At 65.2% G+C, this 24,631-nt stretch carries 22 protein-coding genes; 13 read left to right on the top strand and 9 right to left on the bottom strand.

From position 1 onward, the window contains the following. The first annotated feature begins 80 nt into the window (after positions 1 to 80). The 6 genes from C7401_RS43055 (at position 81) to C7401_RS43030 (ending at position 8,787) form a co-directional block, all read left to right on the top strand. Entirely contained in the window at positions 81 to 1,811 is a 1,731-nt protein-coding gene (locus C7401_RS43055) for a GMC family oxidoreductase (protein WP_112178156.1), read from the top strand. Between the two features lie 91 nt (positions 1,812 to 1,902). Beyond that, positions 1,903 to 2,979, top strand: coding sequence for a porin (locus C7401_RS43050; protein WP_112178155.1), 1,077 nt, complete (start codon positions 1,903 to 1,905; stop codon positions 2,977 to 2,979). 15 nt (positions 2,980 to 2,994) lie between these two features. Continuing rightward, positions 2,995 to 4,773, top strand: coding sequence for a carboxylesterase/lipase family protein (locus C7401_RS43045; protein ID WP_112178154.1), 1,779 nt, complete (start codon positions 2,995 to 2,997; stop codon positions 4,771 to 4,773). Between the two features lie 308 nt (positions 4,774 to 5,081). Beyond that, positions 5,082 to 5,570 (top strand): hypothetical protein, encoded by a 489-nt coding sequence (locus C7401_RS43040; RefSeq protein WP_112178153.1) that lies wholly within the window; start codon positions 5,082 to 5,084, stop codon positions 5,568 to 5,570. Positions 5,571 to 5,836: 266 nt separating this feature from the next. Further along, entirely contained in the window at positions 5,837 to 7,579 is a 1,743-nt protein-coding gene (locus C7401_RS43035; RefSeq protein ID WP_181565834.1) for an O-linked N-acetylglucosamine transferase, SPINDLY family protein, read from the top strand. A gap of 188 nt (positions 7,580 to 7,767) precedes the next feature. Further along, entirely contained in the window at positions 7,768 to 8,787 is a 1,020-nt protein-coding gene (locus tag C7401_RS43030; protein WP_112178151.1) for a DNA-binding protein, read from the top strand. Between the two features lie 60 nt (positions 8,788 to 8,847). Here C7401_RS43030 and C7401_RS43025 read toward each other — a convergent pair whose 3' ends face one another. Next, the gene (locus tag C7401_RS43025) at positions 8,848 to 9,321 is read right to left on the bottom strand and encodes an Lrp/AsnC family transcriptional regulator (protein WP_112178150.1); all 474 of its coding nucleotides are present in this window, start codon (positions 9,319 to 9,321) and stop codon (positions 8,848 to 8,850) included. Between the two features lie 143 nt (positions 9,322 to 9,464). Here C7401_RS43025 and C7401_RS43020 point away from each other — a divergent pair, with 143 nt between their 5' ends. From C7401_RS43020 to C7401_RS43000, 5 genes are all read left to right on the top strand, one after another. Next, positions 9,465 to 12,998 carry an indolepyruvate ferredoxin oxidoreductase family protein gene (locus C7401_RS43020; RefSeq protein WP_258397473.1) on the top strand — a complete coding sequence of 1,178 codons (3,534 nt, stop codon included), beginning with the start codon at positions 9,465 to 9,467 and terminating at the stop codon, positions 12,996 to 12,998. 39 nt (positions 12,999 to 13,037) lie between these two features. Next, positions 13,038 to 13,805: an SDR family NAD(P)-dependent oxidoreductase gene (locus C7401_RS43015; protein WP_112178149.1), complete on the top strand. Its 768-nt coding sequence runs from the start codon at positions 13,038 to 13,040 to the stop codon at positions 13,803 to 13,805. Positions 13,806 to 13,865: 60 nt separating this feature from the next. Further along, positions 13,866 to 14,771 carry a LysR family transcriptional regulator gene (locus C7401_RS43010; protein WP_112178148.1) on the top strand — a complete coding sequence of 302 codons (906 nt, stop codon included), beginning with the start codon at positions 13,866 to 13,868 and terminating at the stop codon, positions 14,769 to 14,771. 145 nt (positions 14,772 to 14,916) lie between these two features. After that, on the top strand, positions 14,917 to 15,150 hold the full coding sequence (locus C7401_RS43005) for a hypothetical protein (RefSeq protein ID WP_112178147.1): 234 nt from the start codon (positions 14,917 to 14,919) through the stop codon (positions 15,148 to 15,150). Between the two features lie 72 nt (positions 15,151 to 15,222). Continuing rightward, positions 15,223 to 16,809 (top strand): Na+/H+ antiporter, encoded by a 1,587-nt coding sequence (locus tag C7401_RS43000; protein ID WP_112178146.1) that lies wholly within the window; start codon positions 15,223 to 15,225, stop codon positions 16,807 to 16,809. A gap of 10 nt (positions 16,810 to 16,819) precedes the next feature. Here the strand turns inward: C7401_RS43000 and hmpA are convergent, their stop codons facing one another. From hmpA to C7401_RS42960, 8 genes are all read right to left on the bottom strand, one after another. Further along, positions 16,820 to 18,031: an NO-inducible flavohemoprotein gene (gene hmpA / locus C7401_RS42995; RefSeq protein WP_112178145.1), complete on the bottom strand. Its 1,212-nt coding sequence runs from the start codon at positions 18,029 to 18,031 to the stop codon at positions 16,820 to 16,822. Between the two features lie 127 nt (positions 18,032 to 18,158). After that, the gene (locus tag C7401_RS42990; RefSeq protein WP_181565833.1) at positions 18,159 to 18,386 is read right to left on the bottom strand and encodes a YXWGXW repeat-containing protein; all 228 of its coding nucleotides are present in this window, start codon (positions 18,384 to 18,386) and stop codon (positions 18,159 to 18,161) included. Positions 18,387 to 18,497: 111 nt separating this feature from the next. Further along, positions 18,498 to 19,646, bottom strand: a complete 1,149-nt coding sequence (locus tag C7401_RS42985; protein WP_112178144.1) for a DUF1501 domain-containing protein — start codon at positions 19,644 to 19,646, stop codon at positions 18,498 to 18,500. Positions 19,647 to 19,651: 5 nt separating this feature from the next. Further along, on the bottom strand, positions 19,652 to 21,100 hold the full coding sequence (locus C7401_RS42980) for a DUF1800 domain-containing protein (RefSeq protein WP_112178143.1): 1,449 nt from the start codon (positions 21,098 to 21,100) through the stop codon (positions 19,652 to 19,654). A gap of 89 nt (positions 21,101 to 21,189) precedes the next feature. Then, positions 21,190 to 21,690, bottom strand: coding sequence for a periplasmic heavy metal sensor (locus C7401_RS42975; RefSeq protein WP_112178142.1), 501 nt, complete (start codon positions 21,688 to 21,690; stop codon positions 21,190 to 21,192). Then, complete coding sequence (locus C7401_RS42970; protein WP_112178141.1) at positions 21,687 to 22,139, bottom strand: hypothetical protein; 453 nt, start codon at positions 22,137 to 22,139, stop codon at positions 21,687 to 21,689. Before C7401_RS42970 ends, C7401_RS42975 begins: the two co-directional genes overlap by 4 nt. Beyond that, a complete protein-coding gene (locus C7401_RS42965; RefSeq protein WP_112178140.1) occupies positions 22,136 to 22,795 on the bottom strand; it encodes an RNA polymerase sigma factor in 660 nt (219 codons plus the stop codon). Before C7401_RS42965 ends, C7401_RS42970 begins: the two co-directional genes overlap by 4 nt. A 19-nt stretch (positions 22,796 to 22,814) precedes the next feature. Continuing rightward, on the bottom strand, positions 22,815 to 23,114 hold the full coding sequence (locus C7401_RS42960; protein ID WP_112178139.1) for a YXWGXW repeat-containing protein: 300 nt from the start codon (positions 23,112 to 23,114) through the stop codon (positions 22,815 to 22,817). Positions 23,115 to 23,482: 368 nt separating this feature from the next. Between C7401_RS42960 and phaP the strand changes: the two genes are divergently transcribed. Both phaP and C7401_RS42950 read left to right on the top strand, forming a co-directional pair. Then, positions 23,483 to 24,049, top strand: coding sequence for a TIGR01841 family phasin (phaP, locus tag C7401_RS42955; RefSeq protein ID WP_181565832.1), 567 nt, complete (start codon positions 23,483 to 23,485; stop codon positions 24,047 to 24,049). Positions 24,050 to 24,188: 139 nt separating this feature from the next. Next, positions 24,189 to 24,631, top strand: a 443-nt coding sequence (locus C7401_RS42950; RefSeq protein ID WP_309252029.1) for a thiolase family protein, incomplete at its 3' end; no start/stop codon positions are given.

The following is a 24,631-nucleotide window of genomic DNA, read 5'->3' as shown; positions in this document are numbered from 1 at the left end:
TAACACGCTGAAAACAAGCAGAGCTAAATAATGAAAGCCCGCTCCCGGGACGGCGGCGGGCAGTATCACAGGAGACGACCATGGCTTCCCAGAAGCATCCTTATACCGCTGCCGGAGAGCAGCTTTCCCTCGCGGAAGATGCGCTGATGCGCGGGAAAATGTCCCGCCGCGACTTCATGCGCTTTGCCGCGGCTGCGGGCATGTCGGCGGTCTCGGCGGTGAGTTTCGCCAACGAAGCCGAAAAAGCGGTGAGCACCCAACAGCGCAACGTCAAGAATCTGAAGGCCCGCTACGACTATGTCGTCGTGGGGGCGGGCTCGTCGGGTTGTGTCGTGGCTTCGCGCCTTTCGGAGAATCCGCATGTGAGCGTTCTCTTGGTGGAAGAGGGCGGCTGGAACGAAGAAAAAAGCGTGCTGGACCCGAGTTTGTGGCCCACCAACATCGGCACGCCTCGCAGTTTCGTCTACGAGTACGCCGACGCGGCCCACTGCAATGGGCGCACGATACCGCTGCCGATGGGGCGCGGAATTGGCGGTGGCAGCGCGATCAACGTGATGGTCTGGGCGCGCGGCCACAAGGCGAACTATGACGAGTGGGCCGGGATCACGGGCGACGCCGCGTGGAATTACGATTCGGTTTTGTCGATTTATCGCCGTATCGAAGACTGGCAAGGCGCACCTTCGCCGTGGCGCGGCAAGGGCGGCGAAGTCTTCGTCGAGCGGTTGCGCGACCCGAATCCGGTGGCGCCAGCGCTCGTCGCGGCGGCGGCAAAGGCCGGCATTCCCGCTTCGGACGACCTGAACGGAAAGACGATGGAAGAGGCCGGCGGGTGCGGGATTGCCCAGGCGCTCATCAAGGATGGGCGTCGTCATACCATCGCCGCGGCCTACCTGCATCCTGCCTTGCAGCGCCCGAACCTCACGGTGCTCACGGGCGCGACGGTCGTGAAACTGGAACTGGCCGGCGACGAGGCGAAAGCGATCCGGCTCGTGTATGAAGGCCGGGAAAAACGTATTGAAAGCGGCAAGGAAATCGTTCTTTCCGCCGGCACGGTGGGCACGCCGAAAATCCTGATGCTCTCCGGCATTGGCAATGCCAGCGATCTCGCGGCGCTTGACATCAAGGCCACCGTGAATTCGCCGAATGTCGGCCGGAATTTGCGCGACCACATTCTGCTCGGTGGCTGCGTTTGGGAATACAAGAAGGTGACGCCGCCAAAAAACAATCTGGCGGAGTGTACGTTCTTCACCAAAAGCGACGACCGCCTGAAGGCGCCCGACCTCCAGCCGTTTCAGATCGAAGTGCCGTTCGTCACCGACACGAACGCAAAGCGCTTCGACGTGCCAAAGAATGCGTGGACGCTCTCGCCGGGTCTCGTGCAGCCCAAAAGCCGCGGGCAGGTCACGCTCGTATCGAACGATTACCGCAAGATGGCGAAGGTCGATCCGAATTATCTGGCTGAGCCGGAAGACCTGGCCGCACTGGTCCGTTGTGTCGATTTGTGCCGTGAAATCGGCAACTCGGCCGAAATGTCGGAATACGTGAAGCGCGAAGTCATGCCCGGCGCGCTCACCGGCGCCGCGATGCAGGACTTCGTGCGCAACGCCACGGGCACCTACTTCCATCTTGTCGGTAGTTGCGCGATGGGCAGCGATCAAGCCAGCGTTGTCGACTCGAAGCTGCGGGTGAGAGGCGTGCGCGGGCTGCGCATTGCGGACGCTTCGGTCATGCCCAACCTCACAACGGGCAACACGATGGCGCCGAGCGTGATCATTGGCGAACGCCTTGTCCAGATCGTCAATGCCGGTTAGCCAGGGATGAGTGGATCGTAGGTGCAGGAAGGGATGAAGCTATCCCTTCGAAAAATAAAATTAGTATAACTATATGGTTGGAGACAAAAAAATGGGCGAAGTCAGGAAGGTCGTGAGCATGAGTCTTCTTGCGACCGGGTTTCTTCTTGCGAACGAAGTACACGCGCAAAGCAGCGTCACGCTTTATGGCATTGCCGATACGGCTTTGCTGTATACGAGCAAGTCGCTGAATCCGCAAACCGGAGCCAATGCGGGCTCGCAGTATTCGCTGCTCAATAGCGGAAGCTATCCGAGTTTGTTCGGTCTTTCCGGAACCGAAGATCTGGGCGGAGGATTCCAGACGAAATTCAAACTGGAAAGCGGGATCGACCTCACCAACGGCGGCTTTGGCAATTCCAACGGCAATCTGTTCGGGCGGCAGGCCTGGGTGTCGCTGGCGAGCCCTTATGGGGAACTGAAGGCCGGGGTGCAGTTCTCGCCGCTCTTCAACGCAGGCTACGCCACTGACGCGCGCGGCTATTCGATGTTCGGCAGCGGGCTGGTCACGTATATCGACAATGTGCTCGGCACCAGCATTTTCAATTCGAACGCGATCTCGTACACGAGCCCGAACTTGTGGGGCCTTCAGGGCAGCGTGATGCTCGCGATGGGCGGTCAGGCGGGCGACTTCCAGGCGGGGCGCCAGTACGGCGCCAGCCTGATTTACCAGAATGGCTCGCTGACCGCCGCCGCCGCCTTCTATGACGGCAATGCAGGGGGGACCGTGTCGACCGTTCCTCCCACCAACGTGGCCTTTATTGGGCGCTTGTTGGGGATTTCCTACCACTTCGGCTCACTCACGACCTCGGCCTCCGTGGTCAATTACAAGGTAGCCGGATCGTTCAATAATTACGTCGTGAGTGGCGGCATGCAGTATTTCGTCTTGCCGCAGCTTATTGTTGACGGCGGCGTTTACTGGACGAGCGATCGCAACGAGACGACGAACCATTCCATTCTCGCCGCTGTCGGCGCGCAGTATCTCCTGTCGAAGCGCAGCGCCGTGTATACGCAAGTGGGCTTCGTGAACAATCACGGCAAGATGAATACGGGGCTTGCCGTGAATAACGCGCTTTACGGCGTTACCGGGAATACGGTCGGCGTGACGATCGGCCTTCGCCACATGTTCTGAAAAGGGGCGAAGTCCATGGTATTCGAACAAGAATCTCGCCGCCGGATCGATGCGGGCGAAGTCGTCGGTGTGCGCGAACGGCCGGGCATTCATGCCTGGCGCGGCATCCCCTACGCGCAGCCGCCGGTCGGCCCGCTACGCTGGAAGGCCCCGCGCCCGCCGCTGCCCTGGCAAGGGACCTTCGCGGCGGGCTCGCATGGCGCCATGCCGCCGCAATACGCCGATCTGCTGGCTGGCATCAAGGAGACCCAATCGCGTGGCCAGATCGTTGGCGACGAAGACTGCCTGACGCTGAACGTGTTCGCGCCGGCCATGGCGGGCGACGAAGCGCGCGAGCGGCGCCTGCCGGTGATGGTCTGGATTTATGGTGGAGGCATGGCGGTCGGTAGTTCCGCGCCATACGATATCGCGCGGAACTATGCCATTCACGATAATGCGGTTGTCGTGACGTTCAACTATCGGCTGGGCGTGCTGGGCTGGTTTCGTCATCCCGCCTTGTTCGACGAATCATCGAGCGGGGAAGACAGATCGGGGAACTTCGGCACGCTGGATGTGATTGCCGCGCTTCGCTGGGTACAGAGCAATATCGCCGTGTTTGGCGGCGATCCGGATTGCGTGACGATATTCGGAGAATCGGCCGGCGGGTTGCAGGTTTTGAACATGCTTGCGTCGCCGCTCGCCGCCGGTCTTTTTCATCGCGCCATTGCGCAGTCGCCCGCCATGCTGGACGCTACGCCCGAGGCGGCTACGCACTGGACCGACGACCCCGAGCCGGGCGATGCCAATAGCGCATGGGAGGTGACGGCGCGCCTCTTGATCGCCGCAGGTCAAGCAAAGGACCGCGCGGGCGCGAAGAAGCGCGTCGAGGAGATGGGCGACGAGGGGCTGCGAGCGTTTCTCCTGGAGCGCACAACTCGTCAGTTGCTGGAGGTTTGCACGCCGGGGAGCGCGGGCATTTACCTCGGGCCGCGGCCAATACGCGACGGCCAGGTGCTCCCCAAGGCGAAGGTCGTCGACATGCTGCGCACGGGCTGCTGGAATCGCGTGCCGCTCATCGTTGGCGCGAATCGCGACGAATACAAGACCTTCATGGCCACGGCGCCTGAACATGCCAGGATGTTCTGTGGCGTGCCCGTGCTGCGCAAGCGTTCGGCCTACCTCAAGGAAGCGCACTACATGTCGCGTGCCTGGAGGATTCAAGGGGTGGACGAGGTCGCGGATGCCGTCCTGGCGGGTGGGCACGCCGATGTCTGGACGTATCGCTTCGATTGGGATGAGTATCCGAGAATTCCGGTGATACGGCCCGATCTGATGCTCGGCGCGAATCACGGGCTGGAGATCGCGTTTGCGATGCGTGATTCGGTTGGAGAGTTCGATTTGTTCCGCAGTGCAACGAAGGGCAATCGCGCGGGACGGGAGCGTGTGGCCGAGGCGATGGGCGACTTCTGGGCACGGTTCTCAGCGATTGGCGAACCCGGTCGAGCCGGCGACAGTGGCCCGGTATGGTCGCGACGCGACGCAGGATGCGAGGCGCAGTCAATGGTGTTTGATAGTCCATCGGATGGCGGCATGCGGATGGAGTCAACGCATGACAGTTTCGATAGACTCAAGTCCGACCTCTTTCGCGATTCCGACATCAGGAGTGGGCGATTTCGTTGCCAGATTTATGGTCGTCTATTCATGTGGAGTCCCATATTCAAGGGGCGCGGAGGGCGTGAAGAGTATAGGCGGTGGTGTACCGAGTTCGGCTGCACAGAGTCCGCGGAGCGTTTTCGGCCGGCGCGCGAGATCTGAATATCAGGAAGAGGTGTGTGCGCGTGCTGCCTGGGCGCCCGGTCAAGGTGAGGACATGGGCACCGACTTGGAGCAACCCGCCACAGCGACAACAAGTCTTCGACGCGATGATCGCCGCATCACGAGGAGATTCGCCTGAACTGCGCGGGCAGATCAGCCAGCTCTTTCATGACGGTACGCCACCAGTGGCAATGCCACGCGCGGGTTGAGTAGGTCAGCGCGGGGATCGATATCGGAAAATCCATCGGTTACGACGAGCACGGGTAGTGTGACGACTGACCGGTAGCGCGGATACGAAGTCCGTCACGTTGATCGATAGTGCTGCGACCGTGCAACTCGGTAACGGTAACGTGGTGACGATCGGCGGCGTTGGCTCCGGCGAATCGCTAACGTACGTCGACGCGTTGGGTAATCAAACATCGGTAACATTGTTGGATTCAGACTTGACGCACGCAGCGGGCAATCTCCACCCGGTGGCGGTGGTGCCGTACGGAACGATTGTCAACATGAACAATGCCATCTTTAACGTCGCGTCGGCCGCAATGCTTACAATGACGGGTACGTCTAACCGTGCGATTCTGGTTGGGGGGGCCAACAGATCCTCATTCGACGGAAACGCTGTTACCATTTCCAACGTTACCGCAGCGGCGGACGGTAGTTTGATGGCGCAGAGCTCCTTGAATCAGATGGTTTCCGCCATGGCCGCCTACGCGGGGGCTTCGGGTGCAGGCGTTTCAACGGCGCCTCTGGCACAGACCGCTACACAGCCGACGTTGTTTGCCTCGTCATACCACTGATGCGTGCATTATCGTGAACTACGGATAGAGACATAGGTCACGATAGAGAATGAACGCGAAGTATGCTGCGCGCTTTCGCGAGTTTCAGGTTTGCAAAGGTGTTTCATGCATATGAGCCTGATGGCAGGAACGGGGGAAATTTGCCAGCACAACAAGCTGGCGCCCGATCCCCGGTTCCAGGAACCGCGCAGCATCCGGCACGACACGACAGCCATGGAATTCAGCTACCGTCGATGTGCTGTCGTTGTCAAAGCAAAGCAATCGATATGCTGACGGAAGAAAGCAATTCTCTGGCTCTTGAATCGGCGCTTCGCAGTGCGTTGGAGGCGAATCCATTTGACGCACAGGCGCATCATGAACTCGGAAATTTTCTGCGCAGCCGTGGCCGCATGGTTGAAGCCGAGTCCTCATTACGTCAGGCGTTCAAACTCGCGCCACGATCGGAAGACGCCCTCGTAAGCCTCATCAACGTGATTACAGCCGATGGCCGCCTTGATGAAGCGGTCAGCGTGCTTCAGCGCGCGTTAGCCGAACACGGTGACGACTATCGGGCGTACATGCTGCTTGGCGGCTTGCTCGGTTTCCTCGAACGCATTGACGAAGCACAGGTCGCGTTCGGTCGAGCTTTGCGCATCAAGCCGGAGTCCGTTGAAGCGCACCTGGGACTAAGCGATGTCCTGCTGGCAGTGGGCGCAGTGGAAGAAGGCGTTCAAATGCTGCGGCTGGCGAAGACGTTGGCGCCGTATGACGCAGCAGTCCATCAAAGTCTGATTGTCGCACTGTGTCTTTGCGCGGAAGACCCTGGCATCATTCTGAAAGAGTGTCTGGCGTTTGCGTCCCTCCACGAAGCGCCGTTGATCACGCATGCCGTGCCTCATCGCAATGAGCGCTCGCCAGGACGGCGATTGAGGCTGGGCTATGTATCGCCCGACTTCAGAGGGCACGCACTTGCGCAGTTCCTCATGCCCGTTCTTGTCCATCGCGATCGCGCGGCATTCGAAGTCGTATGCTACTCCGTGGTCACGACGCCTGACGAAACCACGCGGCAAATGATGAAGCTCGTCGACGTGTGGCGCGATGTCCGCCATCTGCCAGACGCTCAACTGGCCGACCTGATCCGCGCAGATGAAATCGACATCCTCATCGACTTGAACCTTCATTTGAAGGGTAGTCGTCTCCTCGCATTCGCTTGTCGCCCGGCGCCGATCCAGATACAGTGGCTCGGATATATGGGAACGACGGGATTGCAATCGATCCAGTATCGATTGACGGACCCCTTTCTCGACTTACCCGACGCGACCTGCACGCTCGATCGCTACAGCGAGACGCTTGTCCGTCTCCCGCAGACATTTGCCTGCTTCGATCCTCGTCTGGGCCTGGGAAAGACGATTCCGACCATTGGGCCTTTGCCGGCTAGAAAGAACGGCAACATTACCTTTGGATGCCTGGCAACGCCCCGCAAGCTAACCGATCACACGCTAACGCTATGGGCGCGTGTGCTTGCCGCCATTCCCTCGGCGCGACTCATTCAGTTCGCCCCCACGGGCTGGCGTGAGCCGTTGAAACGTCGTATCGCTTTGCATGGCATTGACGTTTCGCGTATCGAGTTCGTCGAGCGTCAGGCAAGATCCGTCTATCTTTCTACATACAATCGTATCGATATCGGACTCGAAACCTATCCCTACCATGGCTATACGACAAGTCTCGATGCGGCATGGATGGGCGTGCCGACACCCACGCGCGTGGGGGGCGGGACTTGTTCCAGGGCGGGACGCAGTATTCTCGAGAATCTCGGGCTGGGCGAGCTGATTGCGCAGGACGACATGCAGTATGTGCAGATCGTTACGCGGCTGGCGGGTGATCTCGAACGTCTTGCGAATCTGCGTGCAAACCTGCGTCGCACGGTCGAAAGGTCGCCTCTTGTCGATGGCGTGCGGTTTACGCGGCATCTGGAGAATGCCTTGCGCGAGCTGTGGCGGAAGTGGTGTGCGTCGCAAGTCGCGTGCTGAATGGCATCGGTCAGCGAGCAATCAACTGGCTGCCGGTATCGAGGGATAGGGGCGCTCACTTCGCGTTACGTATCCTGCTGGAAGCACTGAACCGAGTGCGCCAGCGTGCTTGGGGAGGGCGGGTGAAAGCGGTAGGATTCCAACGCTTTACGTTGTAATATCGACGGATTCCATACCCGCATGCCTCCATGACCGACGTCGCCCCCGACGAAGTGCGCCTGAACGCCGAGATCGAGCGCCTCAAGGCCGAATTTCCCAAGACGCGCGAGCTTTACCGCGAAGTGTGCGCGCTGATGTTCTTCCGCTTCGGCATCACCCCCACAGCCAACCGGCTCTATCAACTCGTGCGGCGCGGCAGCATGAGCACCCCCACCGCCGTGCTTTCGGAGTTCTGGGCCGACCTGCGCGAGAAAAGCCGCGTGCGCATCGAGCACGCCGATCTGCCCGAGGAACTGCAAGGCGCGGCGGGCGAACTCGTGGCCGCGCTCTGGACGCGCGCGGCCGCGGCGGCCCAGGCCTCGCTCGAAGCGCTGCGCCTCGAAGTGGAGGAGGTGCGCCGCGCGGCCGAGGCGGCGGTGGCCGCCACGCGCGGCGATCTCGAACGCACCGAGGCCGCGCTCGAACAGCGCACGGCCGCGCTGCTCACGGCGCAGGTGCGCATACAGGAACTGGAGCAGGCGCAGGCCGCGGCCGTCGCCACGCGCGGCGCGCTTGAAGGCGAACTGGAACGCGCCCGCGAGGCGAGCCGCGAACGCGATGCCGCGCTGACCCAGGCGCGCGCCGACTTCGCCGCCGAACTCGACAAGCTGCGAGCAGGCGCCGAACTCGCGCAAACGCGTCTGGAAGCGGCGGAAAAACGCGCACTGCTGGAGATCGAACGGGAGCGCACGGCCAACGTGCGCTTGCAGCGCGACGCCGAGGCGGCCGCACAGCGCGCGACGCGCACCGAGGAAAGCGCGCGCGCCGAGATCCAGTCCCTGCAAAAGCAGTTGGGCGACCTGCGCCATCAGGCGGGCCTGGCCGAAGGCCGGCTCGACGCATTGCGCGCGAGCCATGATGCGCAGGCGCGCGAACTGGAAGCGGCGCGGGAAAAGGGCGCGGGCACGGCCGCACCGGGGGCGCGGCGAACCCCACGGCGTGCAGGGCGTCCTGGCGCCGATGCCGCCAAGCCATTGCGCGCGGCGCGCAAAACCGCGCAGAAGGCTTGATGGCTTGATGGCGGCGCGTCAATTCATTCGATATCCTGAGTAACTCGCGCGCATCACTCGTCACTCATCGCGCACGCGTACCGGCAGCCGGGTTTTATATTCCACGCGGCGCAGCGCGACTGAGGTGTGAATGTCGCGCACGCCTTCAATCTTCGTGAGCCGCGTCATCACGAATCGCTCGATGCCCGCGATATCGCTCGCCACCACGCGCAACATGTAGTCGAACGCGCCCGTCATCAAATAGCACTCCATGACCTCTTCGCAGTTCGAGATCGCGCGCTCGAACGCGGCGAGGCGCGTCTCGTTCTTCTTCTCGATCGCCACCGACACATAGGCATTGACGGGAAAGCCCGCCTTCTCCTGGTCGAGCAGCGTCACGTACTGCGTGATGACCCCCCGTTCCTCCAGCATGCGGATGCGCCGGTAGAACGGCGAGAGCGAAAGCCCGAGCGATTCCGCGAGGTCGGCGGACTTCACATGCGCGTCGCTTTGCAGGGCGCGCAGGATGGCGACATCCACGCGGTCGAATTTCATTGGCAAACCTTACCGGAAAAGGGAGGAATTGGGGCGAATGTGGCTAATCTGAGGCGGTAGCGTGGCTTAGTTTGGCACGAATCGCCCCTATTGGCTATCTAGAATCCGCTAGTACCCACAAGTCGAATAGCGGAGACAACACCATGAACATGCGAGCCGTCGAGGCCGGGCGCCAGATCGACACGGACTATCGACTCGAAGACCGCTACTTGCGCGAAGACGGCGCGGTCTTTCTCACCGGCACCCAGGCGCTCGTGCGCATCCTTATCGAACAGGCGCGCGCGGACCGCCTCGCGGGCCTGCACACGGCGGGCCTCGTGTCCGGCTATCGCGGCTCGCCGCTCGGCGGCTTCGACCAGGAACTGTGGCGCCAGAAAGCGCTGCTCGCGGGCTTCGACGTGCGCTTCGAGCCCGGCCTGAACGAAGACTTGGGGGCGACCATGCTGTGGGGCGCGCAGCAACTCGACGCCTTTCCCGGCAAGCGCGTGGAAGGCGTGTTTTCGATGTGGTACGGCAAGGGGCCGGGCGTGGACCGCACCGGCGACGTGTTCCGCAACGCCAACATGCTCGGCACGGCGCGCCACGGCGGCGTGCTGGCCGTGGCGGGCGACGACCACGCGGCGCAGTCGTCGATGTTTCCACATCAGACCGACCACGTGTTCGAAGGCGCGATGATGCCGATCCTCTTTCCGGCCTCGGTGGAGGAGTACATCGAGTTCGGTCTCGCGGGTTACGCGCTCTCGCGTTTCAGCGGCCTCTGGGTGGGCTTCAAGGCGATCACGGAAACGGTGGAGAGCGGCCGCTCCATGCGCGTGGCGCGCGGCGCGCCGCTGCGTTTGCCGGAAGACATCGAGATTCCCGCGCAGCGACGCTTCAACTATGACCCGCAACTGCGCTGGCCCGCCGAGCGCGCGGAACTGGAGCGCCGCGTGCTCGACGAGCGCCTGCCCGCCGCGCTCGCCTTCATGCGGGCGAATCCGCTCGACCGTGCGCTGCTGCGGCCCGCGCAAGCGCGCGTGGGCATCGTGACGGTCGGCAAGGCGCATGGCGACGTGCTCGCCGCATTCGACGCGCTGGGGCTCACGCCGGAGCGCCTCGCGCAACTCGGCATCGGCATTTACAAGGTCGGCATGATCTGGCCGCTCGAAACCGAAGGCGTCAAGACGTTCGCGCGCGGCATGCAGGCGCTGTTCGTGGTGGAGGAAAAGCGCTCGTTCGTCGAGCGGCAGATCAAGGAGGCGCTGTTCAACCTGCGCGCCGACGAGCGGCCCACCGTGCACGGCAAGACGCTGGGCGAGCGCGAGCCGCTTTTGCCCGCCGCGATGGAGTTCGCCCCCGAGCAACTGGAGCGCGCGCTGCAACGCTTCTTCGAACATACGGCCGTTGAACTGCCGCCGGTGGTTGCGACCGCAACGAGTACGCGTGGGGCCACGCCGCGCGTGATCGCGCTCGCTTCGGCGCCGCAGGGCGAACCGCTCACGCGCAAGCCGTTCTTCTGCGCGGGCTGCCCGCACAATACGTCCACGCGCCTGCCGGACGGCTCGCACGCGGCAGCGGGCATCGGCTGCCACATCATGGCGCTCGGCGAGGCGGGCAATACGGCGACGTTCTGCCAGATGGGCGGCGAGGGCGTGCAGTGGGTCGGCATGTCGACGTTCACGGACATGCCGCATCTGTTCGTGAATCTCGGCGACGGCACCTACCAGCACTCGGGCAGCCTCGCGATTCGCCAGGCCGTGGCCGCGCGCGCGAACATCACCTACAAGATCCTCTTCAACGACGCGGTGGCGATGACCGGCGGCCAGCCCGCCGAGGGCGGCTTGACCGTGCATCGCGTGGTCGCGCAGGTGCAGGCGGAAGGCGTGAACGAAGTCGTAGTGGTGAGCGACCGCACTGAGCAATACGTGAATGCGCACGCGTTGCCGCGCGGCGTGACGCTGCTGCACCGCGACGCGCTCGACGCCGTGCAGCGCCGCCTGCGCGAGCAGAAGGGCGTTTCGGTGATCGTCTACGACCAGACCTGCGCCGCCGAAAAGCGTCGCCGCCGCAAGCGCGGCAAGCTGATCGATCCGGCCACGCGCGTGGTCATCAATCCGGCCGTGTGCGAAGGCTGCGGCGACTGTTCCGTGCAGTCGAACTGCATCGCCATCGAACCGCTGGAAACGGAGCTGGGGCGCAAGCGCGCCGTCAATCAATCGAGCTGCAACAAGGACACGTCGTGCGTGAAGGGCTTCTGCCCGAGCTTCGTGACCGTGGAGGGCATGGAGCTGAAGCGCCCCGACGCCGCGCGCATCCAGCGCATCGAAGCCGAACTGCGCGCCACGCTCGCGCCGCCCGAGAAGGTGGCGCAGGCGTTGGAGCAGCATCTGCGCATGGTCGTGACGGGCGTGGGCGGTACGGGCGTGGTGACGATCGGCGCGATTCTCGCGATGGCGGCGCACCTCGAAGGACGCGGAGCCTCGACGCTCGACTTCACAGGGCTTGCGCAGAAGAACGGCGCGGTCATCAGCCACGTGCAGATCGCGCAGAGCCGCGGGCTCGTCACGACCTCGCGCATCGGCGCGCAGGCGGCCAACGTCCTGCTCGGCTGCGACGCCGTGGTGGCCGCTTCGTCGGGCGCGCTCTCGCGCATCGCGTCGAGCGGCGCGCGCGCGATTGTCAACGAGCGCATCACCGCGACCGCCGACTTCGTGCGCAACGGCGACCTGCCCGTCAGCAAGGCTGTGCATCAGGCCGCGATCGAAAGCGCGATGGGCGCCGGGCGCGCGACCTTCTGGGACTGCACGGCGGCGGCCGAAGCCATTTTTGGCGACGCTATCGCCTCGAACATGATGATGGTGGGCTATGCGTACCAGTTGGGCCTCGTGCCGCTTGCCGAAGCCTCGATTCTTCGCGCGATCGAACTCAACGGCGCGGCCGTGAAGATGAACGAGCGCGCGTTCCTGTGGGGCCGGTTGATCGCGCAGGACACGCGTGCGCTGGAGCGCGTTGAGGGTGCGGCCGCCGACGAAAACGCGCCAGGCACATTCGATTTCACGCGTTTCGTGGCGGCGCGCGAGCGCGATCTCACGCAGTACCAGAACGCGGCCTATGCGGCGCGCTATCGCGCGCTCGTCGACGCCGTGGCGCAGGCCGAGCGCGGCGTGGCGGGCGCTCACGGCGCGCTCGCCGAAGCGGTGGCGCGCCATTACTTCAAGGTGCTCGCCTACAAGGACGAATACGAAGTCGCGCGCCTGCATACGGACGGCAGCTTTGGCGCGTATCTGCGCGGCCTCTTCGACGGCGCGGCGGACAAGAAGACCTTTCACATGGCGCCGCCGCTCCTCACGCGCCGCGACCCGCAAACCGGCCGCCGCAACAAGATCGCGCTGCGCGGCGCGTGGGCCGAACCGCTGCTGCGCGTGCTCAAGCACGGCAAGGCGCTGCGCGGCACGCCGCTCGATCCGTTCGGCCGCCAGCGCGACCGCGTGATCGAGCGCGCCATGATCCGCGAATTCGAGGACGACGTGCGCCTCGTGCTCGGCAAGCTCACGCCGCAAACGCTCGCGGCCGCCGTCGGCCTGCTCGGCGTGCCAGGCGCGGTGCGCGGCTTCGGCATCGTGAAGGAACGCAACTACGAAAACTCGCGCGGCACGCGTGCGCGGTATCGCGCGGAACTGGCGGGCAACGCCGCCTGAATCGACAGATAATTCGGATAACTGATGGAGGAGAAAGACATGATCGTGCAGGACAAAACCTTTTTCGTGACGGGCGGTGGGTCGGGACTGGGCGCCGCGGTGGGGCGTCATCTGCTCGCGCGCGGCGCGAACGTCGTATTCGCCGATATCGACATGGCCCGTGCGCGCGACGAAGCCGCCGCTGGCGGCGAACGCGCGCTTGCCGTGCAGGTGGACGTGACCCAGGCCGGGAGCGTCGAAGCGGCGCTCGCGCAGGTTGTCGAGCGCTTTGGCGCGCTGCACGGCGTGGTCAATTGCGCGGGCATCGCGCCGGCGCAGCGCATTGTGGGCAAAGAGGGCGCGCACCCGCTCGACCTGTTCGCGAAGGTCGTGTCGGTCAACCTGATCGGCACCTTCAACGTGATGCGCCTCGCGGCCGTGGCGATGGCGAACAACCCGCCCGACGAGGGCGGCGAGCGCGGTGTGATCGTCAATACGGCGTCGGTCGCCGCCTACGACGGCCAGATCGGGCAGTCGGCCTATGCGGCCTCGAAGGGCGGGGTCGTCTCGCTCACGCTGCCGGCCGCGCGCGAACTCGCGCGCAATGCGATTCGCGTGGTGACGATCGCACCGGGTATTTTCGAAACGCCGATGTTGCTCGCCATGCCCGCCGAGGTGCAGCAAGCGCTGGGCGCGGGCGTGCCGTTCCCGCCGCGCCTTGGGCAGCCGGCGGAGTTCGCGGCGCTCGTCGAACATATCGTCGGCAATCGCTATCTGAATGGCGAGGTGATCCGCCTGGATGGCGCATTGCGCATGGCGCCGCGTTGAGGGGATGTTGATCAGGTATCGTAGAATCGGAAACACGGACTCACGATATTCGAAACGCACATGGCCAAGGACGTGACATTGCGGCAGTTCCGCTACTTCGTGGCGGCGGCGCAGAACGGGCAGTTTTCGATGGCGGCGACGGCCGAGCATGTCTCGCAGTCGGCGATCACCAATGCGGTGCTCGCACTCGAAGAGGCGCTCGGCACACGGCTGTTCGTGCGCCTGCCCCAGGGCGTGGAGTTGACGCCCGACGGACAGGACTTCCTGAATCACGCGCGCCATGTGCTGGAGTCGGTGCGCGACGCGTTGCACAAGGCGCCGTTTCGCGCGCACAGCCTGCGCGGCACGGTGCGTCTGGCGGCCTCGTATACGCTGCTCGGGTATTTTCTGCCTGAACTGCTTGCGCGGTTTCGGGCGACTTACCCCGAGATCGAGATCGATTTGCACGACCTCGACCGGCCGGCCATCGAGGCGGCGGTGCTGGCGCAAAAGGTGGATCTGGGCGTGGCCCTGCTTTCGAACGTGGAGCGTCGCGCGCGTTTCGGCCACCACGTGCTGATGCGTTCGCGCCGGCAATTATGGGCCGCGCCGACGCACCCGCTTGCGCAGTTGGGCGCCGTCACGCTGCGCGACATTGCGCGCTACCCGTATATCCAGCTAACGGTGGACGAGGGCGAAGCCTCGACGTTGCGCTACTGGAAGAAGCGGCGAGTCGAACCGAATATCGCGTTTCGCACGAGTTCGATGGAGGCATTGCGCGGGCTCGTGGCGCATGGCTTTGGCGTGACGATTCTCTCGGATATGGTGTTCCGGCCGTGGTCGCTGGAGGGCAAGCGCATCGATGCCTGCGCGGTGGAGGATGCGATTCCGCAGATGGAGGCGGGCATGCTCTGGCATCCGGGTGCGGCGTTGAGCGATCCGGCGAGGGCGATGCAGCAGTTTTTGATTCATGCTTGCGGGAATTGAGCGAGGTTTTCGCAACGACTCTCGCACTGTCGCTCACCTCACGCGCCACCTCCTCACGCCCAAATCGAATTCCTTCGATATTCCCTGCGCGCCCGCCCATCTAACCTCAAGCCTTCACCGAACCGATTCGCGCTGGAGGCTGAAGATGGGTCCGCAAGGGCTGTTCGACACGTCGCATCTGATGAAACACGTCGATGCACTCGGTAAATCCATAGCGCACGGCGCTCACGCGCCACCCGTCGCGCGCCCGGAGCGCGTTGTGGTTGAGTTCATTCAACGCCAGAGCGCGCAATGCATCGATCTTGGCGTCGCGCTGGGGTGCGCCGCATTCGTCATGGGCGTCGTCACCGGCATGTATCTCCTTCTCGACAGAAGCTGAAACGCCCGCTGCCAATCGCCGTGGCAAGATACGCTTTCCCGCACCCCCGCCGGGTCACCACAAGGAAGCGTCATGTCGGCCGTATCGGCGTTCAAGCTCGTGCTCCTTTCGCTCGTCGCCATCATCGCGCTCGAGCTGCTCGCCAAACGCTTGCGCCTGCCGCCCGCAGCTGCGCTGCTGGTAGGCGGCGCGGCGCTGGCGTTCGTGCCCGGCCTGCCGCCGGTCGTGATCGATCCCGATCTCGTCCTCATCGTCTTCCTGCCGCCCTTGCTGATGGACGGCGCCTACTTCTTCGTCTGGTCCGACTTCAAGCGCCATCTCGCGCCCATTCTGCTGTTCGCCATCGGCGCGGTCGCGTTCACGACCTGGGCGGTCGGCGTGGTCGCGCACTGGGTCGTGCCCGCACTGCCCTGGGCCGCGTGCTTCGCGCTGGGCGCGGTGGTGTCGCCGCCCGATGCGGTCGCCGCCAAGGCGGTGCTGGAGCGCCTCGCGCTGCCACGCCGCTTGATGGTCCTGCTCGAAGGCGAGAGTCTGCTCAACGACGCCGCCGGCCTCGTGCTGTTCCGCTTCGCCGTGGCGGCGGCGTTGACGGGCGCGTTCAGCGAGCCGAACGCGGTGCTCACTTTCGTCGGGCTCGCGCTGGGCGGCGTGGTGGTAGGCGCGGTGGTGGGCTACGTCGTGGTGTGGCTGCTGCGCCAGCTCGAAGACGAATATCTGATCATCACGGGGTCCGTGCTCGCCGGTTGGATCGCGTATATCGCGGGCGACATGCTGGGCGTTTCGAGCGTCATCGCCACCGTGGCCTGCGGCATGCAGCTAGGCTGGCATCAGCACGAGATCTTTTCGGCCACGGTGCGCAGCCGCGGCACGGCGTTCTGGCAGGTCATGGTCTTCGTGCTGGAAGCGCTGGTGTTCGTGCTGATCGGTCTGTCGCTGCGCGGCGTCATGCTGCGCCTGGGCGGCACGGGCAATGCCGTGGCCTTGCTCGGCCCCGCCGCGATGGCCGTGGTGCTTGCGGTGGTGTTGTCGCGTTGCGTGTGGACCTATGGCATCGAGTCGGTCCGCACCATGCTGCACTGGATGCTGCCGCGCCGCGTGAGCGCGCCGGATTTTCGCGGCGCGACGGTGGTGAGCTGGGCGGGCATGCGCGGCGTGGTGACGCTGGCCATCGCGCTGGCGTTGCCCGAGGCGATGCCGGGCCGCGATCTCATCCTGTTCGCCGCGTTTGCCGTTATCCTTTTCACGGTGTTGCTGCAAGGCACGACCATTGGACCGCTGATCCGGCTGATCAGGCCTGCCAACGATGCGCCGGACGAAGCGGCACACCTCAACGAGCCCCAGGCATGGGCGCGTCTCGAAGCGGCCCAGCTCGCGGCGATCACCCCGCTCGTGCACGGACCGGACGGCAGCGTGATCCATCCGCGCCTGCTGGAGCAGTACACCTATCGCGCCAACATGACGCGCACGTATGAAAACGCCGTGAGCTATCCGCTCGAAATGCGCAACGCGCATTACGACGTCGTACTGGCCGCGGTGGAAGCGGGCCGCGCGGAGCTATTGAAGCTGCACCGCGCCGGCCTCATTCACGACGAACTGTTGCGCGTGCTCGAACGCGACCTCGATCTGGAGGAGCTTTCGGCGCGGCACGGAAGGGGCTGAGTGTCGGCGCTCATTCCGCGAACAGATCGGGCCCGAAGACTTCGTAGTGAATCTTCGTCTCGTGTATGCCGAGATTCCTTAGCGCGTCGTGCTGCATGCGCATGAACGGAATCGGCCCGCAGAGGTAGTAATCGGCGTCGGGTTGCAGAATGGCCGGCTTGATCTGGCCGATATCCACGAGTCCGGCGTGGTCGTAATCGCGTCCTTGCACGTCGCCGGGCAGCGGCTCGTTATAGAAAACCACGAGGTGGAAGCTGGAATTCGTGGCGGCGGTTTCGCGCAGCCGGTCGCGCATCGCGTGCACGCCGCTGTTGCGCGCGCCGTGCACGAACACGACCTTGCGTTTCGGGTCCTGAAGCGCTTTCTTGAGCATGCTGATCATCGGCGTGAGGCCCACGCCGCCGCTGATCAGCACGATGGGCGTGCTCGCCTTCACGTCGATATGGAAGCTGCCATAAGGCGCGGCCAGCTTCACCTCGTCGCCTACGTTCACGTGGTCGTGCAGCAGGTTCGACACATAGCCCGCCGGTTGCGGGCCGCCGCTCTCGCGCTTCACCGAAATGCGGTAGCTGCGGCCATTGGGCATGTCGGACAGGCTGTACTGGCGAATCTGCTGCAAGCCGAGTGCGGGCACGTTCACGCCGATGCTGATGTACTGGCCCGGTTCGAAGTTCGCGACCGGGCCGCCGTCGGCCGGTTCGAGCACGAACGAGGTGATGACGCTGCTTTCGGACCGCTTCTCGCGCACGACGAACTTGCGCCAGCCGGTCCAGCCGCCGAGCTTGTCGGCCGAACCTTCATACAGTTCGCTTTCCATGCCCATGAGCACGTCGGCGAGATTGCCGTAGGCCAGCGCCCATGCGGAGATGATGTCCTCCGTCGCCGCCTCGCCAAGCACGTCCTTGATCGCGCCCAGCAGATGTTCGCCAACGATCGGGTAGTGCTCGGGCAGCACGCCGAGGCTTGCGTGCTTGTTGGCAATGTTCTTGAGCACGGCCGAGAGGCTGGAGGGGTCTTCGATGTTTTCTGCATACGCATAGACGGCGCGCGCGAGCGCCTGCTGTTGCTGCCCCTGTTCCTGGTGCGCCATGTTGAAGACATTCTTCAGTTCAGGATGAGCCTCGAAGAGCCGCGTATAGAAGCGCTTGATGATGGCGTAACCGTGGTCCGCGAGCACGGGCGCGGTGGCCTTCACGATGTCCTTGGTTCGTTGCGTCAGCATTGCCGGTTCTCCTTTCGCGAGTGGGGAAGCGTGCGTACTCGTTCCAGTCTAGACAATGTCGGGGGCAATCGCAGGGGTGAGGCGTGCGGGGCGCGGGCGCTCTTTGCGCACGCCGCCGCAAGCCCGCTCAATACCCCGCCACCCAGTGCCCCGGCTCCCACACCCACTCGTTACGTTCCCAGCGGTAGTGTCCCTTGACCCAGGTATAGCCCTGTTGGGGCGGCGCGGGCGGCACGGCTTCCACTCGCGGCGGCGGTTCCGGCGGACGCGCCGGGCGTGCGGGTTCGACGATGCACCCGCCAAGCAGCGTGGCGCCCGCGAGCAGGGTAACGGGGTATAGCAGTCTTGTCTTCACGATGAATATCCTCCACTGATTGAAGTTATTTCGTTATCCGAATAGATGAATGGCCTCTTCGCGTGGGTTTGTTCGTTGCTGGTTCGTGCGCTGGTTCGTGTCTCGTCCGGCTCACGCCCTTATCAAACCGCTGGCCGCATGTCGCGTACCCGCTTCGGCGAAGAGCGTCGCAGCCGTGCGCTGCGGATCGAGCCCCAGGCTTTCCGCCGCCGCGCCTGCGATCAGCGCGTCGAGCGAGGCCGTGGGTTTGAGGTCGCGCGCCTCGTACAGATCCGCGGCGCGCAGCCCCGGCCAATCGGCCTGAACGTGTCCGCCCGCCACCGCGCCGCCCACGAGCATCGCCACCGAAGCCTGGCCGTGGTCGGTGCCGCCGGTGCCGTTGGCCGCCGCCGTGCGGCCGAACTCCGTCGCGACGAGCACCGTGGTCTTGTCCCATGCCGGGCCCAACCCGTCGCGCAGCGAGGCGAGCATCGTGTCGAGCGCCTTGAGCTGATTCGCGAGGCGCGCGTTCTGCGCGCTATGCGTGTCCCAGCCGCCGGTCTCGATCATCGCGATTCGGGGGCCGTCGGGGCGCGCGAGGAAACTCGCCGCGAGCTTGCCGAGGCTCGCCGGGTCCTGGCGGGCGCTCGTGTCGCCCGCAAGCCCGCGTGCGCTCATCGCCGAGGCCCACAGCCCGCGCAACTGCGGGTCGCCTTCATAGAGTGCCGAGACGCGCGTGAGCAGATCGTCGGAGGCGCTGGGCAGGGCCGAGGGCGCGTACGAGCTCACCTGCACCGCGCCGCGCAGCGCGAGCGGCACGGTGGGCGCGAGCGCGATGGCGTTTTCGCGCGTGGCCGGCAGCATGGCGACGAGCCGGTTGAGCCAGCCGTCCTTCACCTGGTACGGCGCGCGGCCGCCCGTTTCGAGCACGTTCTGCCCGTCGAAGTGCGAGCGGTCGCGATAGGGCGAGGCGATCGCGTGCACGAATAGCGCCTGGCCCGCGCGATACATCTGCGCCGTCTGCACGAGCGAGGGATGCAGCGCGAAGGTGCCGTCGAGCTTCGCGGTCTTGTCGATGTCGATGGCGAGCGGGCCGCGCAGCGTCGCATACGCGGGCTCCGCATAGGGCACGACGATGTTCAGGCCGTCGGCCGCGCCGCGCTGGATGACGAACACGAAGCGGCGTTCGGTCTCCACGCTGGCGAACACGATGTGCGGCGCGACGAGCATCGCGCCCGCGCCGGCTGCGGCAACGCGCAGAAAATGGCGGCGGGAAAGCATGCCGGTTACCTCCTCAGGAAATCGGGCGAGACGAGCAGCAGTGCAATGGCCGTCGAGGCGCTTTCGGCGTGCGCGACGGCTGTGGCCGTGGGCGCGCCGAGCGCGGGGCCCATGAGCGTGCTGCCGAGCGTGCGGGCATCGAGCCGGTCGCCCACGCGCGCCGCGAAGCGCTGCGCGACTTCCACGCGGCGCACGAGCGCGTCGGGCGCGGCCCAGCTCGCGGCGATATCGTCATAACCGGCGGGCGAGCCCGGCCGCCAAACCGGCTGACCTAGTTGCGTGAGCAACGGTGCGGCGTTGATGTCGCCCGGCTCGCGCCAGCCGAGGCCACGCATCGACGAAACGGTCCATTCCCACGGCGTCTTGAACTTCGCATCGATGGGCGCCCATGACTGCGGCGCTTCCACCAGCGCGCGATAGACCGTGGGCAGGTCGCCGCCGCTTTGCTCGAAGGCGCGCGCGAGGCGCTCCGTGAGATCGGGCGGCGGGTTGTCGGCAACGAAGTGGCGTGCGAGCTGGAATGCGATATGGCGGCTCGTGGCGTTGGCTTGCGCGAGGTCGTGCAGGATGGCGAGCGCCTGTTGTTCGCCGGGTTCGTCGTAGCGCTTGCCCATCACCGTGCGCGTGCCGGGTTCGTGCAGCGCGGGGCGAAACACGAACGCGCCGGGCGCCGCATTGCCCGGCTGCGGGCCGCGCACCCCGGCCACGCTCCAGCCGGTGAGGGCGCGCGCGAACTCGGTCACGTCGTCCTGCGTGTAGCCCGTGCGTACGCCGAGCGTGTGCAGCTCCATGATCTCGCGCGCGAGGTTCTCGTTGAGGCCGCGCCTGTGCGCCGGGTCGCGTTGATCGGCGCGCAGCGCGGCGCGGCTTTGCGGGCCGACCGAGCGTGTCTGGTCGAGAAACAGCTGCATGGCCGGATGCTGCTCCACGGCGACCAGCATGTCCGCGAAGTTGCCGAGCACATGCGGGCGGATCGCTTCCATTTCGAACGCGCCCGCTATGCCCGCGATCAGCGCCTTGTCGACCGATACGGCGAAGTGATTCGACCAGAAATGCACGAGGCGTTCGACGAAGGGCGTGTCGGTCTGCAAGGCGCTCGCGAGCCGCGCGTTGACCGCGCTGCGGTAGATGCCGACGCTCTCGCGGCGGATGGCCTGGTTGACGGCTTGGCGTGCGACTTGCTGCGCATTATCGGCGGAGCTACCGCTCGCATTCGTTGCCGCGGCGCTCGCGGCTTCGCTCGTCATGCCCTGCTGGCGTTCCTCGCCAAAGCGCGCGGCGAGCGCCATCGCGCCCGGCTCGTTGCGCCATGCGGCGGGCAGCGGCTCGTACGCGGCGAACTGGTCGAGCAACCAGCCTCGCGCATCGGCGGGTGGCGCTTCGTCGGCGCGCGTGCCCAGGCCGAAGCGGTTCATGGCGATCGCGCCGGCACGGGCGGTCGTCGGGCTTTCCATGCGCGCTCCTCGTGGCTTGGCGTATTTCCGTTAAACGTTCGGTGCGCGCGTTATCCGTCGCTCATCCACGAAATTTTTTCGATGCACGCTCAATGCACGCCGCTCGCCTCGTTCACGGTCTTTTGCTGTTGCGGCGGCAGGCGCCACTGGCCGCGTTTTTCGAGCCCTTCGACGAACGTCACGCGTTCCGCGGGCGTGAGCGTGGCGGCGAAGTCGACCACGCCGCTTTCCACCTGGGCGCGCAGCGCAGTATCGGCGGTGCGCGTGCGCGCGAGCGCGGCGTCGATGGCGGCGCGGTCGAGTTGCGGCGCGGCGAGCAGTTCGAGCAGGTCGCGGCGGCCGTCACGCCCTTCACGCGCGAACTGGCGCCCTTCGCGCCGCGAGGACTTGAGCGCCTCGACAAACTGCTGCTGCCGCTCCGGTGAAAGCGCCTCAGTGGCGAATCGCAAGGCCACGTGCTGTGCGGGCTGCGCCTGCGGCTCGCCGTGGGCGGCGAACCAGCGCCACGCGCCGCCCGCGATCGCGCCGAGCAGAAAGACGTTGAGCAGCACCGAGCCGACGAGGAGGGGCTTCCATGAGCGGCCGTTCATTCTTCGCTCCAGTCGGTGGCTGCGGTGTTCGAATCGGCGTTCCAGTCGGCGCTGGACCCGCCGAAGCTCGTGCCCAGATAACTGCTCTCGTGCGGCGCGCTAGCCGCGCCGCCAAGGAGCAGCAGCGACATGACGAGCGCGCCTGCGAGCGCCCCGGCGAGACCCGCGCCCGCGAAGGCCGCGCCGGACCACCAGAACTCGCGGCGTTTCGCGGCTTGCTTGCGACCCGGTGCGTGCGCAACGATCTGCTCGACCAGCGCGCGCGCGGGTGGCGCGATCATGTCGCGAGCGAGCCAGTCGTCGAGTTCCAGGGCTTCGTCAAGCGCCGCGTCGGCTTCGGCGCGATGCGCGCGCGCCCATTCGAGCGCGTCGGCGCGCTCGTGCCGCGGCCAGCGCTGCGGGTCTGCGCCGTAGGCTTCGACGAGTGTGTGAAAACGTTCGGGTGTCATACGGAGTCCTTACCGGCTACGCCGCCGGCCAGTTGTGCGCGCAGGGTGCGCCGGGCGCGCGCCAGCAGACTTTCGAGCGCATCGACCGAGATGCCCATCAGGCCGGCCGCTTCGAGGTTCGAAAGCTCTTGATAGTAGGTGAGCACGAGCGCTTCGCGCTGGCGCACCGGCAACGCGGCGAGCGCCGCGCGCACGCGTTGGTCGCGCGCCCGCGCTTCGAGTTGCTGCTCGGGCGCGGCGGCGGGATCGGGGATCGGCTCGGCCACTGCGCGCAGGTCGTCGACGGTTTCTTCGCGGCGTCCGCGCAAGCGGTCGTAACAGAGATTGAGCGCCACGCGGTGCAGCCAGGTATCGAATTTCGCTTCGCCCGTGCGCCAGAGCGGCGCCTGCTTCCAGATGCGCACGAAGGCCTCCTGCGCCACGTCTTCGGCTTCGCTGCGGTCTCCCAGCATGCGGGTGGCGAGCGCGAGCAGGCGCGGCAGCTTGGTCGCGACGAGCGCGCGCACGGCGAGCGGGTCGCGCGCGCCCACACGCGCGACCAGGTCGGCGTCGGGGTCGGCGTCGGGTTCGCGTTCGTCGGGGGCGTTCAAGGCGCGGCGCGCCGGTGTGTCCACAGCCGGGCCATCATGGTCGTCCTTCGGTTCGACGTCGGGCATGCACGCTTCACGCCCGATTTCAAGCCCAATGGCCCTGCACCCAGCGCCAGTTCGGGCCGTGGTCCACCCAGTGCCCCGGCACCCAGCGATAACCCACGCGCACCGTTTGCCAGTGGCCCGGTGCCCACACATACGCGCCGCGCTCCCAGCGCCAGTGACCGGGGTCCCAGGCGTAGCCCGCGCGCGGCGGCGGCACGGTTTCCACGCGCGGTGCAGGCGGCGCGTGCGGCGCAATGATCACGGTTTGTGCGAACGCCGCCGAGGCGGTGACGCTGAGCAGGGCGGCAACGAGCAGCGAGCGCAGCGAATGACGAATCATGATGTCTCTCCCTTGATGCGGAAAGGGGGCTGGCGGCCCCCATAAAGACTTCAACGGCGCGGCGGCGAAAATCCGTCGCTATTTTGTGTATTCGCTGCGCAAGCAGGTCATGTGCGAACGCCTGTCGTACAGTTAAATGCAATTGAAGGCTGGTTGCCTGACAACTGCAAGTTCCGAACCCGAATGCGTACGCTAAGGGTTTTCACTTAATTTCACGTCCATAAAATTGTTAAATTTCTGTCTTAGAATGGTCACTCTAAATCGACTGCGGCGATGCAGCAAAAGTTTTCAAACATGAGACTCAGCCGCGAGTCGGGCCTTCGGGGGTTGGCGCTTTCTTTAGTATGACTAATCAAGGAGCATATCTGATGTCCGTAACCGCACCCGAACAATTCCGCGCAAACTATCAGGCCGGCGTCACGGCGTTCTTCGCGCTCACGAAGCCCATGCTGGACAGCATGCAGGCCGTGATCGACCTCAATGTCCAGGCTGGCCGGGCCGCCATGGCCGAAAGCGAAGCGACGCTCAAGGGTGCTCTGCAAAGCAGCAATCCGGTGGAGTTCTTCACGCAGCAACTCGGTGCGTCGCAGCAGGCCGCCGCGAAGGCCGCCTCCTATAGCCGCCATCTGTTCGACATCGCTTCGCATGCCCACAACGAATGGATGCAGGCGGCGCAGGCCCATTCCGGCGAGCACGAGCAGCGCTTCAAGGCGTTCTCCGAAGGCCTCACGCAGCACGCACCCGCAGGGTCGGGAGCTTTCATCGCGGCCATGAACTCGACGTTCGCCGCCGTCAACAACGCCGCCGAGACCATGCGCGGCGTGACCCGCCAGGCCATCGAAACGGCCCAGAGCAATCTTCAGAACGTTGCGGCTTCGGTCCCCGAAGTCGCGCAACCGGCCGCCGCCAAGGCAGCCGGTACGGCCAAGGCCTGATTTCGCGTTCCTGCCAGACCGCGGCACCGCGCCGCTTTCGTCGCTCCATCGTGATCGTGGGGCGGCGAGGGCGCCGTGCTGTCCGGATCAGCTTTAAAGACTTCGATATTCCAGCGTAATTGCAGAGCAGGAGCTCAACATGACTGACATTGTGATCGTTTCGGCCGCACGTACGGCGGTAGGCAAATTCGGCGGCTCGCTTGCGAAGGTGGCGGCACCCGATCTCGGCGCCATCGTGATCAAGGCGGCGCTGGAGCGCGCGGGTGTTGCGCCCGAGCACGTGAGCGACGTGATCATGGGTCAGGTGCTCACGGCCGCCTCGGGCCAGAACGTGGCGCGCCAGGCGTCGATCAAGGCGGGTCTGCCCACGGCCGTGCCCGCCATGACGATCAACAAGGTGTGCGGCTCGGGTCTCAAGGCGGTGATGCTGGCCGCGAACGCGATCATCGCCGGCGACTCGGACATCGTGGTCGCGGGCGGCCAGGAGAACATGAGCGCCGCGCCGCATGTGCTGCCGGGCTCGCGCGACGGCTTCCGCATGGGCGATGCGAAGCTCATCGACAGCATGATCGTCGACGGCCT

The organism is Paraburkholderia unamae (genome assembly GCF_003268775.1).
Lineage (GTDB): Bacteria > Pseudomonadota > Gammaproteobacteria > Burkholderiales > Burkholderiaceae > Paraburkholderia > Paraburkholderia unamae.
The sequence above is the reverse complement of the archived record's forward strand: the minus strand, read 5'-3'. Positions and strand labels throughout refer to the sequence as shown.